Genomic DNA, 18154 nt, shown 5'->3' with positions numbered 1-18154 from the left:
AGAAGGGAAAGTTGTCGGTTAAAGTCAGTCTTCCGTACTATTCCTTGTTCGCTATTTGCTCTTGGGCGAGACGGATCATTTCCCTAATCATGGAACCGCCAATTTTACCACCGACATGGCCTACTGATTCCGTAGTCAGATGACCATTGTTCCCTGCCTGCAGAGGCACGCCAAGCTCCTTAGCCACTTCGTATTTTACATCGTCCGGTTGATTCGGATTAACGGCATACCCTTCGTGTTTCATTACATCTGCTTTGAAAGCTTGCATCGCCTGTTCGACCCCTGGCACCGCATATTTTCTTCTTCTTCTTGCCATCATAAAGCACTCCCTTGATGTATTTCCCCTAACATGCCCGGAAGCATAAAGTTTCATCCCTCTTCTGCTTCAGCAAAAGATGTACTTTTCTTATGGTTAGACTTCTGACGGCTTCTTTCACTATAATAACTAACGGCTCTTATTTCGGGGATCGCTGATTAAGCTGGCGTTTTAAGCAGAATGCTCTTCACTTACGCTTGCGCTTGCGTCAAACTCTTGTCTTTTAATCGTTCCCCAAGAATGTTTCCCGCTTCTGATTTTTAAAATACCTTCAATTCGGAATAAAACAGTCAGTTGACGGTAGCCAAGATTCTCAATGAAGGCAATTAACACTATACTCATTATTTGTTTGAAGCTTTTGTTATTTTGGAATGAGACTTGCTCCAATAATATACTTCCCATTGATAACGTAGTACCTAACAAGAATGCAATTAAAAAATAGATTAAGAAGCTATTTAATTCTAATAATCCGAATAAATAGGCTAATGGAATAAATACATAACCTAAAAACTCAATAACTGGACCAATTAACTCAAATAACCAATAATAAGGTAAGACGATCATTCCTACAGTACCGTATTTTGGTCTAAGAATCATGGATTTATAACTTAATAAACTGTCGAATAACCCGATCTGCCATCTTCTACGCTGAGTTCTCAAATCTTTGAGTGATTCCGGAACTTGAGTCCAGCAAATAGGGTCTGCAAGGAATTTAATCTTATATTTCTTTTTCTTATCTCTCATTTTCTTATGAAGATTCATAATAATATCCATATCTTCACCAATGGTATTGGTTTTGTACCCACCACACTCGATAACGACAGCTTTATTAAAAGCTCCAAAAGCACCAGAAATAATGAGGACAGAATTCAGTTTACTTAAACTAGTACGACCAGTTAAAAATGCCCTAAAATACTCCACAATTTGAAATCTAGCCACTCTGCTTTTAGGAAGATTTGATTCTATTAAAACTCCATCTTTTATGACAGAACCATTCGCAACCCTTACAATACCACCAACTGCAATCGTCTCAGGATGTTCTACAAACATCATAGTTAACTTGATCAAGGCGTCATTTTCTAATACAGAGTCCGCATCTATGCTCGCAAATATAGGATAGGTTGACAGATTAATACCGGCATTAAGTGCATCCGCTTTGCCTCCATTTAATTTATCAACCACAATTAAGCGTTCATATTTAGCATTTCTGTAAATACCTAAAATCTCATTAGTCTGTATACTGACTTTAACTGGCTGATTCACTTTCACTAATTCGAACTCTTCAATAATTTTTTCTACCGTAGAATCATTTGAGCCATCATTCACAACAATAATTTCATATTCGTAATAATTTAATGCAAGCAAAGACTTAATATTACTTACAATAGTCTTCTCTTCATTATACGCGGGTACAATAATAGAAATTGGAATCATATTTTTAGATTCAACATATCTCTTATAGTCGGATGACTTCATCTTCTTAAAGTAATCAAAAAGATCAACTACAGAAATCAACATCTGACCATTGTAGAAAAGATTGATCGCGATTGTGTAAATCATGCAAAATCCACTAAAGTACAATATAAAATTCATAAAGTAATACATACAATTTACCACTCTCTCAGGGTTCCAATTCTATTTCAGCTTAAACAGCCGTTTTCATTGCATCAGCAACAGCATCACGAGCATATTGATCGTCGCCATTGAAAACTTGTTGTGCATATTCTTTACCTCCAGGAATGGACACCAACGTACTTGCAGCATTGTGTCTTACCCACCATTCCTGGTCACTAGTCATTTTCAATAGGGGTTCGAAGCTAACACTCGTTCCAACTTTCTCAAGCCCTTTAGCAGCAGCCGCTCTGACTTCCCACTCTTCAGCATATAGCATTTCGATTACATTTTTCTCATAAATAGGATTCTTAAGTTCACTTAAAGCTCGAACACATGCAATTTTCAAGTTCAAATTATCACTAATTAAATACTTTACATAATAACTGCTTAAGCCTTCATATTGACCAACCACTGCAGCTTTAACTAATATTCCTCTTAAATAGTCATCACTTGAATCAATGGTTTCTTTAAATAATTGTTCCTTAGATCCCTTGAACGCCTCCAAAACTTCAATAAGCGCTCTAAATGAAATATTAATATCTCTTGAATTAGAAACTAGAATACGAGATAGGTTCTCCAAATCTCCCATTTTGGCTAGAGCAAGTAGCGCATTATAAATAACGTTATTATCCTTACTATTCATAGCTTTAACAATATAAATTTCCGTAGAATATAATCTTAAATCACCCAATTGCCTGCAAGCTAAAGCTTTAATATAATCTTTTTTTGACGAGAGTCGCTTGATCAAGTATGCCTTAAGGTCTACCTCTTCGCATAAATGGAGTACTTTGTCTGGCTGATTATTAATATAATCTTCACAGTACTGAATGATGTAATTAATCATCCGCTCTTTCTTTAATTTACTACGTTTCGTATATAGTTTTAGCTTAAAAATGAATGTTTGCTGTTCCTCTAAACTCGCATGAAAGTAAGAAGAGATCAGCTTTGCTAATTCTTTATCGATCTTCTGAAAGGATAATTTGCTAACATAACTATATAAACTCGTACAAACAATGGCTATAAAGAGGCTTGCAGTAAGAATGATTGAAATCCAAAGTAAAATAATCTGCTGATTGATTATTGTATTTCCTCCTCGCCAACTAAGATGTTTTCGCAAAAACTTCCCTTATTTTCTCATAACTAGTTTTGTTGCGAGAAACGACCTGCGGTATATCCCAGGTACTCATGAAAACGTTCTGTATCCAGATGAGGACTCGGATACATCAGTTACTGCATTGAAAGCCTCCYGGTCTAATGGTTCAATATCCTTGAGAATGTTAGACATTAACGGTACATAGAATTTCCAGTAGAAATGAGATAAATCACCCTCACTCTTAACGCTGAAAAATTTATATAACGTTGCAGCTCCTGAAAACTGACTAATTTTCTCTGGTGCTCTATAATCCGTGAAATCTCCTGCTAAGTAATAAGATTTTTGACGATTAGAATGATTCATAATAATTGCAGGAAATTGATTACTAAGACCGAACGGCTCTAACATTTTCTTACCTTTATCCGTAAGGTTTATATCGTACCACGCAACCACCGATGCATCTTCAGATGTTTCAACAATTTCAAACCAATTGTAATAATCGGTTGCTTCTGTACCATAGTCATCTTTATTATCTTCAGAAATAGCTATCTTGATGGAACTCCCTATAAATCCAATTTCACGTTGCAATACAACTACTCTACGGTTTCCAGCAATTACAATTCCGGCACCTGTAATATTCCACTTTTTTCCGTACTGATGCTCATAAATATCTCGAATCCAGTTAGGTACATCTTCATTCGAGGAAAGGTCTGAGAAAAATTTACCTGCTACACCAGTAAAACTAACCCCGAAAATTTCTTCTAGCTCCTTCGATACATTAGCTTTGGTCGGGTCTCCCGCAATATTATATTCACCTATAACAGTCGTACCTTTAGCATAATACGTAGAAACAAGACCTACTTCTTCTTTCGTCATACCGGAAACACCATTGGCTTCCTCACCATTAATTCTCGAATCCCCGGTCCCATACATATCTGATAAAAAGATCATATCGGGTACAATGTCCAGCTTTTGAAAGGGCTTATTAACTAGCTGCCCTTCCTCAAGAAAGTTTCCATAATAATCCACAGTCGTTTTATATGCGTTTTTTGTTTCTGGATTTTTGATTCCAAGGTAATTCATGAGCCAATATAAGCCACGTTGCTTGCTGTAATCCAATTTCACTACCTCTCCAGCAGCATTAGTCTCTACTGGAAAAGTTTTATTGATAACAACGATATTTAAATATTTGCTTGGCATGCTGATCCATATAACAAAGGGCGCCACTATAGCAATAACTACGAATAATAACGCAAGATAACGAAACTTAATTTTCCTCTTAACCACCTATTATAGCCTCTGTTCATTTCATATTTTCAGCTGTTAGCTTTTTGAACCCCTCTTGTACAATATAGTAAGATTTCTTCAATCTCTCATGGTACGTAGGTTGATCCCACTTATCCCAAGTATATTCCTTCATCATAAGATCTTGAGTACCCGTAGGAGAGTCAGCTTTAACTAATTCCATTCCAATATTAAAACCATTCACTTCTATTTGTGATACTTTACCGCGATCGTGCATATCATCGATGACAATTCTATTAGATGGGTCCATCACATTTAGTAACTGCCAGGCAATTCTAACCTCTAGATGTCCATCCTCATAATAAAAATCGCTTAACGAATTGTAATCCACATGATTAGGATCAGATATTCCGTATAGAAGTAAACCTGTCTCATATCCGGTGAACGGGATAACCGTTTTGTCTTCTGGAAGTACAAATCCCTTTTCAAGAGTAAGACGAATTGGATTGAATATACCTGAGTTTTTCGAATGAAATTTGTTATTCTTCTCAATAAGATTAGTGAGAACCCCATAGCGGAAATAATAATTATCGTAATAAGCATCCACTAGAAGCCTAGAATCATCTTGTCCATGAATTTTCAATACGAAATCTGCATCCTTGCTAAACGTTGTGTCGTATTCCGAGAAGTATTTATTTCCTTGTCTATCTATCGAGTCAATTGGAATTAACAACGTGTCATTGTCAAAATCATAACGATCAGAGTCAACCCTGAAATAGACGTATGCCTCGTCACTCTTCACATAGAGCTTTGTGTCATCGTCCTCATAGAATGGAGAACTGTCCGACCAGTCATTGACTTGACCATCCRTATAAATAATACTCTCTTCACTACCTGGATCGAACGCTAATAATCCAAAATGCTGCTCATTAGTCTGTGTATTCGACCAATAAGGCCTGAAGTCTACTACGTCAAGATCATTGTTATTCCACGTTCTCTTGAACCATTCATCTTGCCATGAAAAGGCAATACCACCAGCAAGATTGGCAATGTGCATGTCGTTGATCATGTTCACTAACATCTCGCCCTGCGTCTCTTCATCAATAAAGCCTTGATTATATCCTGTCACCCTATTTTCGTGAGCTTTACCTCTTGAAGCTGGTATACCGAATTCTGATATAACAATAGGCATTGAATGTACGGTTTTGATATCCTCTAGATAGGCCAGATATGGATCTGGCTTTCCATCTGCGCCTATGTAATTAATGTAGTCTTTCTGAAAACTAAACGAATCTGGATAGTAAGGATAGACGTGATAGGACACAAACATTCCGGGCTTATACTTGTCATGCCACTTCACATGCTCAACATTCACTTCCACAATGTCCTCATTAACATATGGTTCATTAGGATGATCAAGTGGATCGGTCGTTACCCAGTTAGAGAAAGCTACCGGACTTTGCATATTGTAGTTGGTCATCTCATAATCGATGATCTTATCACCAACTTCCGCTAGAAAAGCTTCGAATGGTGAGGCATCAACTGTATATAGAAACTCTCCGTCATAACTTGTATGATCTTGATTATTTTCATTCGTACCTATAACAAACGATGGTTCCCATTCTATACCTAATATCCATCCAATCACATACTGTGATATGTCTGTTGTATATGTGCCATCCGCATGACCTTTACTCAAAGGCAGATACTTATTTCCATGTATGATATCAACAATGTCTTCACCGCTCTTGATGATACCATTCATAATTTTACTGTCTTCTCCAAAAGCATCCTCGATTGCCACAATATCATTCTCATCAACCCAAACGCCATGAATGATATAAATCGGATCTCTACCATCTTTCTCTTGCGCTTGATTAAAATCATATAAAGCGTTATAAAATTGTGGGCGAAGCGTCGTGTAAACCCTGATTGTGTTGGCATTCATTTCAGATATATAAGTAAACCATCTGTAATACTCATCATACGTAATCGCAAGTTCTCCAGGAAAAGCACCAGGTTTACCTGCGCCGATATTAACGCCTTTGATAAACATTTTTTCCCAGTCATTACCATTGTGAACATAGAACGAATCTTGATTTGTCTTACTAATATAAGTAACACCGTTTTCCTCATGAAGGGGGGTAATATTCTCCACACTTTCACTTTTTAAAGGGGAATTAAGATAAATAACTATAATTATACATACAATTAATACTATTAGTCCTACGCTAATTACTATTTTTTTTTTCATTTTCATAGCCTCCACTCATTGTCATGATATAGTTATATCGATCTGCATGTCAACAGAATTAGATAAACTAATCAAAAATGTAAAAAATAATATTAAAATCAAGAAAATGGCGTGAAATATAATTAAATTAAACAGCGCGCACCAATAAAGTATTGGCACGCGCTGACTGCATTACTATTTTGTTCTGTTTATGAAAATAAGGTTAACTAGTCTGGAAATACCGATAATTCCATTACTAGGCCTATTTTGCAGGCTCTTGTTTGAAAATATCTTTAAATATAGGGTAGAATATCCAGAATGAAATTGTACTATTTATAATCATTGTAATAACGTCCGCTGTTGTTTCACCAAATGAAACCATTCCTTGTTATGAAAGCCTCGCTCCTCCCAATCATCGAAATCGATATCACCTGTCCGAATCAAAATATCCGAACCGTTTCGCATAATTTCCAGATAACCAGACAAAACAAACCATGCCGTTAACTGCGTTATGAGCAGAAAATCCACTTCCTCAATCGTCTCGATTGCGGCCAGTACGGTTTTATCAGATCCATTTTCCTGCTTATTCAATATCAACAATCTCCTCTTCCGATGTGAAAAACTATGTTGGTCTAACTAGGTACGCGACAATGACGTGCATACCTATTTATTATAAACCATCCACATCATTCAGATGATACGACTTACCTAGTCTCTTCCAATAAACTTCTCAAATAGCGAGAACGAAGAAGCAGGAAGTATATGGACCACGCTACTAAAAAGAAAATCAAAATAATCGATGCGTAACTGCCTATGGAAACAGATATTAGTCTCTGTAGTGTTTGCAGTGCAAATACTGAATGTAGTGCTGCGAGCAAGATCGGGATAAAGAAAAGGATCGCGAGCTGTACCGTGATAATCTTCTTCACCTCGCGGATAGTCATACCTATTTTCCGCAGGTTACGGTACTTCACTTTTTCCTCCTGAACATCCGTATAAAAGCGGAAGTAAATAAAGCTTCCAGCTGCTATAAAAAACACGATGCTCATAAACGACCCCACAAAGAGAATTAATTTGTAAGTTAATTGATCCGTCTGATACCAGTCCGGTGATGAACGATACTTAAACGCGTTCCCATCGGTTCTAATTTGGGCACGAATTTTTTCAGCTGCTGTCGATGCCTCCGTCCAATCCGGAACTGAATAACCATAATATACCCCTTTGTTTAATACAGAATCCTGTTTCTCGAAATCCGAATCATTCAATACATACAATTTTCCATACGAACCCTCTGGAAATATGTTGTCTTGAACGACACCAATAAGCCGAAGTGTGTCGCTTCCCAAGTGTACGGTTTCATTCTCCTGGATTGTTATACGGGAATCAGCTTTGTTCGTCCAGGTGGAAACTTCAATGGCTTCTCCAGATTTTAACTGCAATGGTTCTCGGTTCAACAATTCTGCAAGACGATTGTAACCTTGTGTGGATAGTGCTGCGGTCTTGCTGTCGAACTCCAGAAACGGTACTGAGACTGTCCGATACGACAGCCCTTCTTCATCTAATTTTGAAGAAATGAGAGAAAGATTATTCTCACGCTGAACGTCTGAGGAATAGGAGGAATAATTGAATGGTATCGGGTAGCTGTTCGCGTATTCCTCGTCTACCGTCTGATAAACGGCAAAAGAAGCTGCCATTGTCGTGAATGATACCGTGCAGGTAATCGTGACAACAAACAATAATCGAGCGTTATCTTTCATACGATAAACCAAGTCTGAAATCCAAAGCAAGTTCGTTTTTCTAAAAAATAATGTTGGAAGGGATGTCAATCGCATTAAGGTAAATACACTAAGCTGCGAATAAAACAGGTAGGTTCCTGCTGAAACCAGTGTGCCGATTACGCCCAAGTGAAAAGGGAACGCCATTTGTAATAATACAATTATATAACCTGCCGCAATCAATATTAATCCTGCTATTGAGAGCCATATTGATGCTTTAGGTGGTTCTTTCGGTTTTCGATTCCCTTTAAGGAGTTCAATGATCTCCTTGGATCTCACTGCAAACGGAGCGAGCACAGAGATCAAGACGAATATGATTAGAAAGCAGGTTATTGTAAAAAGAATTGCTTTCACTGGCATGTAAAATTCGAGTTCTGGAACTTCCAGAATCATCGAAGCAAACATTAAAAAATATTTTGATAAAAAAAGTCCCGTGGCGATTCCCGTCACCATTGCTGCAAGTCCAATGATGATATTTTCCAATGAAATCAGTCGATTCAATTGCTTACGTGTAGCACCTAACATCGTCAGCAAACCAAATTCTGCTAATCGCATCTTTAAAAAAGTTCCCACTGAGTAAAGGATAAACAGCAAAGAAAATATGGATATCGCAACTTCTCCTGCAGACAGAACAAGATGAACGGTTCCAGATGTGAAACTCTCTCCGATCATAGGATGAAACAGGTTCACAGCAAATAAGAAAAAGACCAGTATGGAAAAGGTGCTGCTGAGAAAATAAGCTAAGTATGCTTTATAATTTCTTTGCACGTTTTTAATTGCGAATTGTCGAAACGTCACGAGAGTCGCCTCCCATAAAGGACAACACATCCATAATGTTGCCATAGAAGTCGTTCTGATGTTCCCCACGATAAATTTCGTTATATACTGAACCATCTCGAATGAAAATAATTCGGTCGCAATAACTTGCAGCTGTTGGGTCGTGGGTAACCATTAACATCGTTGCTCCAATTTCACGATTAATATTGCGAAACAACTCCATTACATCACGAGATGATTTGGTGTCCAAGTTTCCAGTTGGTTCGTCCGCAAGTAGTAGTGCCGGTTCATGAATGATGGCTCTTGCAATGGCTGCACGTTGGGCTTGTCCTCCAGATATTTCATAGGTACGCTTGTCGAGAATGTCAGTAATACCTAGAATAGGAGCAATGGAGTTTAACCGTTCATTCATTTTCCTTACAGCTACTTCGTCCAGAGCTAGTGGTAGGAAAATATTTTCCCGTACTGTCAACGTATGTAATAAATTGAAGTCCTGAAACACAAAACCTAGTTCACGGCGTCGGAACACAGCCAATTGCTCCGATGGCAGTTGATGTGGTTCTTTTCCATTGATGACAACCTCTCCAGTGGTCGGATGGTCAATTGTCGAGATGACATTCAACAGCGTTGTCTTTCCACTCCCCGATGGACCCATAACCCCAACAAATTGACCTTTCGGTACGATAAAATCGACATGTCTCAATGCCTGATAAGAAACTTTCCCCTCATATATTTTTGATACCTTACTAATTTCCAGCATATTCATGTGTGATTTCGCTCCTTTCTTTCCTCACTCTTAGGTTATAAGAAAGGTAGGGACGTCGCTATCGTTCTAGATAACATCAACATTACATATTTGTCACCTTGTCAACTCAGGATGATGGGGTAATGAAAAACGAATCTTGACCTCCGTTCCCACTCCTAATGATGATTGGATTGAAACCTTGTGACCCAGCTCATCACAAATTTTCCGAACAAGATACAAACCGATGCCCGTGGATTCACCAAATTTGCGTCCATTGGCACCTGTAAAATACAAGTCAAATACTCTAGGAAGGTCTTGAGGGGAGATACCTACGCCTTCATCTTTCACGGTCAATGTAAGATGCTCTCCCTGTCGACCCGCAAATATCATTATGTGTCGGTTTCCACCATCAGAATAACGGATGGCATTGGTAAGCAACTGCGTCAGTACAAACTTCAACCATTTGCGATCCGAAAGTACAGTGGCATCCCCCTGTACATCGGCTGAGGGGAATAAGTGATGGTGAATAAAGTGGCTCTTTAAGTCGTTAATTACTTCAACCACCAATGGCTCTATGGATACTGTTTGAATATAGAAATCCTGTCGGAAAGAGGACAATCTTGACAGCGTCAGAATCATATTCAACTGGTACTCCATACGGACGATTTCAACTTGCATTTCCTCCGACCCATCCGAGTCCTCACGATCCTGAACAATCAGGTGCAAAGCGGAAAGCGGTGTTTTCAGCAAATGGACAAACCGATTCATAAAATCAATCTGCTCTTGTTTTTCCTGTATGGATCTTTCTCTTTCGCTCTGCATTAACTGATATTGCCTTGCAAGCCCATCCTTGAGAGTATGAAGCAACGGTGAAGTAACGTCCATTTGTAAGAAAGCCTTTGCATCTTTCAAATCGGGAATATTACTTAGCCATTTATAGCCGCTGTGTCCAACTACATAACGAAATGTAAGATAAATGACCAGCATAACAAGACTCACTAGAAAGAGATATACGATATTGCCTTCAACAACATTCGCATCCAACCAGTGAAAAGTCGAATATAAAAATATAAACTGCATGACATGAAGTACGATATAAGGAATATTATCCTTTACAAATAATTTCATTCTTTGTCCACCTCGTTCCAAGATACGTTCAGACGGTAGCCTAAGCCCTTGACGGTTTCAATGGCATTATCTATCCCGAGATCTGTGAACTTCTTGCGTAACCGAGCTACATTGACATTCAACGTATTCTCGTTGATGAATTCTTTTTCGTCCCACATCCGTTCAAATATTTTCTCTCGCTTTACCGTACGTGGATATTTGTTAATGAGCAGGTCGAGTAGATCAGCTTCTTTTTTCATAAGCGATAATCTCTGCTGTCCGTAATGTAGTTCTGGACGTTCTGGAAAAAATGTCACTCCATAAAAATGAACTTCTCGTTCTGTATCAGTAGCTCCGATTGATAATTCTCCATACGAACGGCGGATTTGACTTTTCACTTTTGCAACGATGACATCATAGTAAAAAGGTTTGGTTACAAAATCATCTCCACCATACTCAATTGCCATCACCTGATCCAATTCTTCTGTTCGAGCAGAAATAAAAATAATTGGACAAGATGAAATTTTCCGTATTTGTTTGCACCAATAATATCCGTCAAATTTAGGTAGGTTCACATCCAGCAAGACAAGATGAGGCATGATTTGTTGAAAGGCTTGATCTATGGCATCAAACTGATGTGTCACAATGGGTTCATATCCGTATTTATCCAAATGATTGGATAAAAGCTCGGCAATTCGCTGATCATCTTCTACAATGAGAATCCGGTACATAAATCCTCCCTCTACACACTTGGGTCATTTTGAATCCATACAAATTGCAGGTTAATCACTACCATTATAGATGAAAGTGAGCAGGTTTTGTAAAATGTCGGAAAACGTGTCATGTAAAAAAACGACATCTCTGCCGTTCATTCTTTGCTATGGTGAAGCGTGGGGTATTTTACCGCCCAGCCTTGAGCAAATATTCAAATTTTATAATCAAATAGGGTAGACTCTACTCGTAGCTTAACGCTCCGCTTTACCACTATAGATGATATGGTTCACCATATCATCTATAGTGCGAAATAAAAGGGTGACCTCTATGTCTAGAGGTCACCCTTTAATCTGAATGGCATCACTTCCCCAGTGACCCGTTATATCTGCGAACGACGAGTGAGTTGCCATTCCATACTGGATATTAACACTCGTACCAGTACAGTACTACTGGCTCGCCCAAGGAATCGCAATCATGCCCGACTCTCCAATTCCTTAAGAATACGATTGTAGAATCCATCATTCAGCTTGTAGAACAACGTAAACACGATTACGGCTATCGTTATCACGATCATCGGAATGCACGTCATCAGGAACAGGATGCCGTCTAGTGTATGTTTGGATTGAACGACATTAGGCGCGAATCCGATGAATGCGAGCGTCAACCCGACGATCAATTCCTTTGTGGCGTCGCTGAAGCTTCCGACCAAAGAAGAAATGGATATGATCGTGGAGTTGTTGCGCTCACCCGTTTTCCACTCACCATAATCGATAATATCCGCATAGAAGATCGGCATGAGAGCTGTCGTGATGCCTAACGCCAAATAAAGCATAATTCCACCGACATACACGATAGGGAAGAAGGTGCCCATGATTCCTTTGGCCGTGAATAATATGACATAGCCCACGATCAAAGTTACCCCTGCGACCTGGAACGCCGCTTTCTTCGATAGCTTTTTCATGAGCTTCGGAAATAAGGTCATCATAAACACTTGCGACAAACCTACGGTAATTCCGAACGTGGCGAACATGCCTTCGTTACCCATATTGTATTTAAAGAAATAGAGCGCGGTGCCCATCGTGATAAAAACCCCGACGTTCAAGAAGAAGTTTACGATGAGCAGGATTAGCAGCTGATCGTTGCGCGACACGGCCTTAATAATATCTCTTAGCTTCAACCGCTCCGTCGATTCAACTGTGACCCGTTCCTTGTATTTGTTAATGAAGAATAGATTGCTGACGAAAAATAAGGCGGCGAATAGAAGCCCTAACCGGAAATAACCTTGCGCCTGAGTCGCCGCAATAACCGCGATCAATGGCAATACGGCACCCACGGTCGTGAAATCCCCCAGCACTCCGCCGATCGCCGGAATGATGGAAAGTTTGCGTCTCTCTTCTACATTGCGTGTTAAAGTCGGGAACACTGAACCGAGAGCCGTGCCGAATACGGTACTGAACAAGCCCCACAACACGTACACGATTGTTACGTAAACTAACAGCCGCGTCCCGGTGAATCCGGTGTTCGCGAACAATAGAACGGCGGTTGGCGGCATCAGGAGCGCGCCAACCAGCAGCCATGGCTTTATTTTCCCCCAACGGCTGTTCGTCCGGTCGATGACGACGCCCATCACCGGAGCCACGCACATATTGAGTATTTTGACGGCGAAAAACAGCGAGCCGATGAAAGCTACAGGAACAAGAGCGACGTCACTGAAGAAAATCATAATGTACGAAGATACGAACCCGCCTAGTAGCCCATTGCCGTAAGCATTCACCCCGTACAACCACTTAAAACCCAAACTTGTCTTTTCCTCCATGCTGCGTCTCACTCCGTTTCCTTAGGTTCGATGAATACGATGTTGAACGGTTCGCCCTCATCCGCTATATGATCGAAGATTAGCCGACCCTTCTCGTAAACCTTGAGTCTCCTGCCGTACTCGCTTCTGCTGACTTCCAAGTCGAATGTCGTTTGGAATGCCTTTACATTCCGCAAAGCAGCCTCGTTCCATGAGCTAGGAAGATGTGGATTGCAAGTCATCGTCTTAAATCCAGTCGGCCTAATTTCAAACAAGCCTTCGGTGAAAATACGGGCATAGAGGCCGCTCTCTGCCGACAGATGTCGCTGATTACCTTCCGGATAGGCTTCGACCGAGTACGGTACGTGCTCACCCAGTAACCGCTCCTTCGTCATATGCGAAAGATGCTTCAATGCGAGGTCCGGCTCGCCCGCGGTAAACACCCCTCGGAGTGCATACAGCGTCGAACGGTCCCAGAACGTCTCCTTGCCCGCTTGCGAGCTGAGGCCATTGTTAGTCCATAGTCTAGGCGAGAACAACGCTTGCAGCGTGCCAGCTTTACGCTCGTAAATCCCCATCGCAAGCGGTATGCAAATCCAAGCTCTTAATACCTTGTTGCCTTTATAGTAGCGATAGGTTTCATAACCTTCCACGCGCTCGCCGAAATACGCTTCGATAGCTTCCTTTAGCAATTCCGCCTCTTCCGATAGCTTTCTCACGACATCTTGGTTTTCCCCAAGCTCCTTCGCCAGCAGGGACGCGCTGTGGAGCGCGTCATAGAGCAAGCAGGAAGTGAACAAGTTGGCCTCACCCGATTCAAACCGATTCTCGAGCTCATCCGAATCGCTGCGGATGACGCCTTCCGTGGTCTTCTGCCGCAGGGAGAACTCGATCGCCCACGCTATTCCCGGCCACAGCTTTTTCGCCGCCATCCGGTCTCCGTATGCGAGACAGAACCTGGCGGCACCGTATGCGAACATCGCGGCGTCTCCGCGATCACCCGCTCCGTTCCAGTAATCATCCCCTTCCGCGATAATGCTCGTCACAAGCGGCTTCTTATACTCGGGGTCCATACGGTCCATATATAGCGAATAGCAATTGATGCTCTGCTCAATGCCCGCGTCATAGCCCAGGAAGGGGAAGAACGGATTTATGTATTCGCATTGATCATTCGTCCATAAAGCCGCGTAATAGCTTCCGCCTCCGGGTCCGTGCATAAGCCCGTTTTTCGTCCGAAAAATGCTTTCGCTGCCGCGTACCTTGGCGAAATTAAAGGCGGTGTTTAGAACTGGATCCGGTGTCTCCAGCTTCAAAGAACCAAACCACTCGTTCACAAGCGCGAGTCTTGCGCGCTCCTCTTCGGCGGTATTAACTGTAAGCGCTTGCCGTTCTTTCGTTGCGGCAAACACTAAATAATAGGTCTTGCTATCCCCGGGCTCCAGGTTCATATGGTATCCGTTATCTTCGCCCGTTACGAAGTGGCCTGAATCATCTGCCAAACCCGCTCTCACCTCGTAAGCACCTTCTACCCCCCACTTCGGATCGGTCAAATGAACGTAGCCTGGGGAGGCAACTTCGATGAGCATAGCGTTTCTCGTCATATTGATGAGCGTCACTTTCTCGATCAAGGCAGGACAATGTACCGTTGGCATAAGCGTTCGCACGATATCTAGTCCCTGGTTTGTGTCGGAGGCTATCTCCAGAAACCCTTTGATTCTGATCCGGCGCGGATATTCTTCGCTTACCTTGACGCCGTTGACCTTGATCCTCGCGGAGACGGACAAGCAGAAGTTATGGGACAGGCTGYCTCTTGTCTCGTTCGGGATTTTGCGCAGGGTCGGAATGACGACGTGGCGGCTCAGTCTTAATTCACCTTTCTTGTTGACGCCATAAGAGATAATAGCCGAAACGAGAAATCCGCTCATTTCCAGGTGATCGTAATGGGGAATCCGCTTATCCTGCGCTACATCCCATACGATGCTTTCGTCTTCTCCCACCGTATGCCTTAATCCAGCCCCCGCCTCCACTTTGCCTCCCGTATCGCACCAGAACGGAAATACCGGCGACTGGTTTTTATACTCGAGTTTCCATTCGATATAACGTTTGATCGTTGTCAGCACTTTCCTCAATTCCGAAACCTCCCAGTGGATTCTGCGCTAACGCTTCTTTCTTTAAGCTCATCCAATACGCGCAAATATTTGCTCTCCGATAAGTCGGATCGGCAAAGCGGCAGAAACGCGAGCAGCGCGCTGCATTATCGAATAATTTCAGGGCTTGCAATGATTTGAATAATAAAGGTATACTCCGTTTATCGCACGGCATCTTGTAGATAATCAAGCATGGATAGATAGATAACACTATGAATAAGTGGGGTTAATGGAGTGGACAATCCAACAACAAGGCAACGCATACTGATAGAAGCAGAAAAGCAATTTATTGCGCTCGGAATCGCAAGTGTACAAATGAAAGATATTGCATCAACCATTAATATTAATAGAAGAACACTGTATCGTTATTTCCCCACGAAGGATGAATTAGCCTTTGAAATTGAGATCATGGTGATGAAGCAGCTGCAGGACCATCTCACATTGGATTTAGGGGACATGACCGGAAAAACCGGCTTTGAAAAAGTAAAAGCGTATTTTTTTCAGGTTGATCTTGAAAACGTTAAAGAACAGATCAGGTTCACTGCCGAGTTCGATCGATATTTTCAAGGGAATTATCCAAATCCAGAGTTGGAGCAGTTGTTTATAGAAGCTTTAAATCCAAACCAGGATCCGCTATTTCATTATATTCGTGATGGCGTAACAGATGGTTCCATTCGTAATGATATGACGGCCGAAGAGTTGTATCACTTTATTAGCCACAGTTTTATCTCCCTCTTCCAACGGCTAATTCTGAGAGAGAACCACTTGAAGTATGAATATTGCGATAATATTGATTTTCACAAATCATTTCGGGATATTATACTAACCGGAATTCAGCGCACATAAAAATCGGAGTATCAATTTCGATTTCATGTGCGCTGGCATGGCTGTTAATTTAAAACATAGGAAAATTCGCCATACTATCTCTATATTTCTCCGGAATGAAACGCGCGACCGCCATAAGGACGGCGACAGCCGTTTCGCCTTGTAGCTATGGCGTTAGAACGATTCTTACAACTCCGCAATACGGTGTCGACCAGAAGCTTCCGAACACGGCCTCATCGCCATTTCTAGTTCTCGTCGGGACAAATTCACCAGATTCGGTCAAATAACCTTCCTCTACAGTAAGATAGTCCACAGGGGTTGATACTAGCGACATTTTCATAGCATCCAACCATCCAGGCCCTGACCCGGGAACCATAAAGAGATGGAAGTTACCTGCCAAGTAAAATTCTTTTGGTCCAGCTTCAATAATAAGCCCGTGTCTAGGCCGTCCTGCAGTCAACTGAGGATTACGGGTATGTCTATGATCCTTGTGATCGGTCAATGGGCCCATATCGATAAAAGGAACTGCTCCGATGTAGTCTTCGAATACAAAACTCTGATTCATTTGATAATCCTCTTCTACGACAGCATGAATTTTCCCTGTCCCTTGATACTTCTGAATCAACGGCAATAAACTCATTACACTACGGAAGCTTTCGACGAATAATACGGCATCTTCCATCACATTGCCTTCCCCATCTAAAACGTTGTCTACGCCAAAACAGAAATAACCGATCGCGTCATAATCAGCCAACGCCCTAAGCATATTTCGCGCATTAAGCCCGTCCGTGCCGGATTCCGGAACAAATAAAGGATTGTCAGACCGACGATAGTCTTCGCACACAACTCTGTAATCACTATAATTAACATTGTAAATATCCGGTGCGATCAGATCCAGATTAGGCGCTGTAAATTTCCAAATATCTAACGTGTTTCTAGTAGGTCCACCAGCGGGATAGAAGCCCGGAATCGGCCAACCTGGAAATGAGATCCATGCATTAGTGTACAAGGGGATATCGTATACTGTACGGCCTGCTGCAGCGATATGATCAATATATTTGGCAATAGACCAGGCTGTGCAGAACTCGCCACCCGCGACACCAAAGATGTCCTGCCAGCTCCCTTCTTCTTTGGAACCATTCTTCTTCCAAGCGTCCCAGGCATGGCCCTTTCCTAACCCCTTCACATGTTCGAAGAGCCCCGGAGCTACTGGTCCAATATAAGCAGCTTCCGCCTCAGGTCCATAATCTCTATCGCAGCCAAGAATACCCGGTTCATTCTCAACTTGCACCGCAATAATCGTCTGCGTGTCACCATCGGCTTCTTTCAGATGCTTCATCAGTGCGCAGAACGCTTTCGTATCCGCCTGCAGTGATTCCTCACCAAAAGCTGAAAGGATATTCATAGGGACACCATCACTGCGAAGCACTCTAGTAAATCGCTTCTTGTCTGACTTTACCCAGCCTGGGCAATATCGCATTTCGCCATTTTTCCAAGTTGCAAACCACAATACGATTAGGTGCAAATCATTCTTTCGACACTCTTCCAGAAGCATGTCAACCGAAGAGAAATCAAATTTCCCCTCCTGTGGCTCAACCGTATCCCAATAAACCGGAGCTTCTAGCGTATTGCCTCCTATTGCTTTGATACCCGCAATAGCAGATGACAGCTCTTCTGCATTATATGCGCTGGAGTTTTTTGATTGACCTCCCATTGGAATAAATGGTTTACCCTTTACTTTAAACATATAAACCTCTCCTATTCTTCT

General features: G+C 41.5%; 14 protein-coding genes. 1 reads left to right on the top strand and 13 read right to left on the bottom strand.

Annotation, left to right across the window (positions count from 1 at the left end; translation table 11 throughout):
* Positions 1-37 precede the first annotated feature (37 nt).
* The 12 genes from AC1DWN_RS03045 to AC1DWN_RS02990 form a co-directional block, all read right to left on the bottom strand.
* Positions 38-319, bottom strand: coding sequence for an alpha/beta-type small acid-soluble spore protein (locus AC1DWN_RS03045; protein WP_477557467.1), 282 nt, complete (start codon positions 317-319; stop codon positions 38-40).
* Between the two features lie 168 nt (positions 320-487).
* Positions 488-1876, bottom strand: a complete 1389-nt coding sequence (locus AC1DWN_RS03040; protein ID WP_477557466.1) for a glycosyltransferase family 2 protein — start codon at positions 1874-1876, stop codon at positions 488-490.
* 85 nt (positions 1877-1961) lie between these two features.
* Entirely contained in the window at positions 1962-3047 is a 1086-nt protein-coding gene (locus AC1DWN_RS03035) for a HEAT repeat domain-containing protein (RefSeq protein WP_477557465.1), read from the bottom strand.
* Positions 3048-3113: 66 nt separating this feature from the next.
* Positions 3114-4310, bottom strand: coding sequence for a hypothetical protein (locus AC1DWN_RS03030; RefSeq protein WP_477557464.1), 1197 nt, complete (start codon positions 4308-4310; stop codon positions 3114-3116).
* Between the two features lie 16 nt (positions 4311-4326).
* Positions 4327-6522, bottom strand: coding sequence for a family 2 glycosyl transferase (locus tag AC1DWN_RS03025; protein WP_477557463.1), 2196 nt, complete (start codon positions 6520-6522; stop codon positions 4327-4329).
* A gap of 318 nt (positions 6523-6840) precedes the next feature.
* On the bottom strand, positions 6841-7092 hold the full coding sequence (locus AC1DWN_RS03020; RefSeq protein WP_477557462.1) for a hypothetical protein: 252 nt from the start codon (positions 7090-7092) through the stop codon (positions 6841-6843).
* A 113-nt stretch (positions 7093-7205) separates the two neighbouring features.
* Positions 7206-9074 (bottom strand): FtsX-like permease family protein, encoded by a 1869-nt coding sequence (locus AC1DWN_RS03015; protein WP_477557461.1) that lies wholly within the window; start codon positions 9072-9074, stop codon positions 7206-7208.
* Entirely contained in the window at positions 9049-9819 is a 771-nt protein-coding gene (locus tag AC1DWN_RS03010; RefSeq protein WP_477557460.1) for an ABC transporter ATP-binding protein, read from the bottom strand. Before AC1DWN_RS03010 ends, AC1DWN_RS03015 begins: the two co-directional genes overlap by 26 nt.
* A 93-nt stretch (positions 9820-9912) precedes the next feature.
* Complete coding sequence (locus AC1DWN_RS03005) at positions 9913-10926, bottom strand: sensor histidine kinase (protein WP_477557459.1); 1014 nt, start codon at positions 10924-10926, stop codon at positions 9913-9915.
* Positions 10923-11636: a response regulator transcription factor gene (locus AC1DWN_RS03000; protein ID WP_477557458.1), complete on the bottom strand. Its 714-nt coding sequence runs from the start codon at positions 11634-11636 to the stop codon at positions 10923-10925. Before AC1DWN_RS03000 ends, AC1DWN_RS03005 begins: the two co-directional genes overlap by 4 nt.
* Positions 11637-12091: 455 nt before the next feature.
* Positions 12092-13417 carry a glycoside-pentoside-hexuronide (GPH):cation symporter gene (locus AC1DWN_RS02995; protein ID WP_477557457.1) on the bottom strand — a complete coding sequence of 442 codons (1326 nt, stop codon included), beginning with the start codon at positions 13415-13417 and terminating at the stop codon, positions 12092-12094.
* A gap of 26 nt (positions 13418-13443) precedes the next feature.
* Positions 13444-15543 carry a hypothetical protein gene (locus AC1DWN_RS02990; RefSeq protein ID WP_477557456.1) on the bottom strand — a complete coding sequence of 700 codons (2100 nt, stop codon included), beginning with the start codon at positions 15541-15543 and terminating at the stop codon, positions 13444-13446.
* A 252-nt stretch (positions 15544-15795) separates the two neighbouring features.
* On the opposite strand from AC1DWN_RS02990, the gene AC1DWN_RS02985 reads away from it, so the two are divergent.
* Positions 15796-16407, top strand: coding sequence for a TetR/AcrR family transcriptional regulator (locus AC1DWN_RS02985; protein ID WP_477557455.1), 612 nt, complete (start codon positions 15796-15798; stop codon positions 16405-16407).
* A gap of 145 nt (positions 16408-16552) precedes the next feature.
* Here AC1DWN_RS02985 and AC1DWN_RS02980 read toward each other — a convergent pair whose 3' ends face one another.
* Entirely contained in the window at positions 16553-18133 is a 1581-nt protein-coding gene (locus tag AC1DWN_RS02980) for a DUF5597 domain-containing protein (protein ID WP_477557454.1), read from the bottom strand.
* Positions 18134-18154: the final 21 nt, after the last annotated feature.

Source organism: Paenibacillus sp. P4_A7 (assembly GCF_056402455.1).
The sequence above is the reverse complement of the archived record's forward strand: the minus strand, read 5'-3'. Positions and strand labels throughout refer to the sequence as shown.

Bases quoted from the DNA above. Each gene is read 5' to 3' on its own strand.
- AC1DWN_RS03045 (WP_477557467.1), bottom strand. From the start codon at position 319: ATGATGGCAAGAAGAAGAAGAAAATATGCGGTGCCAGGGGTCGAACAG.
- AC1DWN_RS03040 (WP_477557466.1), bottom strand. From the start codon at position 1,876: ATGATTTACACAATCGCGATCAATCTTTTCTACAATGGTCAGATGTTG.
- AC1DWN_RS03010 (WP_477557460.1), bottom strand. From the start codon at position 9,819: ATGAATATGCTGGAAATTAGTAAGGTATCAAAAATATATGAGGGGAAA.
- AC1DWN_RS03005 (WP_477557459.1), bottom strand. From the start codon at position 10,926: ATGAAATTATTTGTAAAGGATAATATTCCTTATATCGTACTTCATGTC.
- AC1DWN_RS03000 (WP_477557458.1), bottom strand. From the start codon at position 11,636: ATGTACCGGATTCTCATTGTAGAAGATGATCAGCGAATTGCCGAGCTT.
- AC1DWN_RS02980 (WP_477557454.1), bottom strand. From the start codon at position 18,133: ATGTTTAAAGTAAAGGGTAAACCATTTATTCCAATGGGAGGTCAATCA.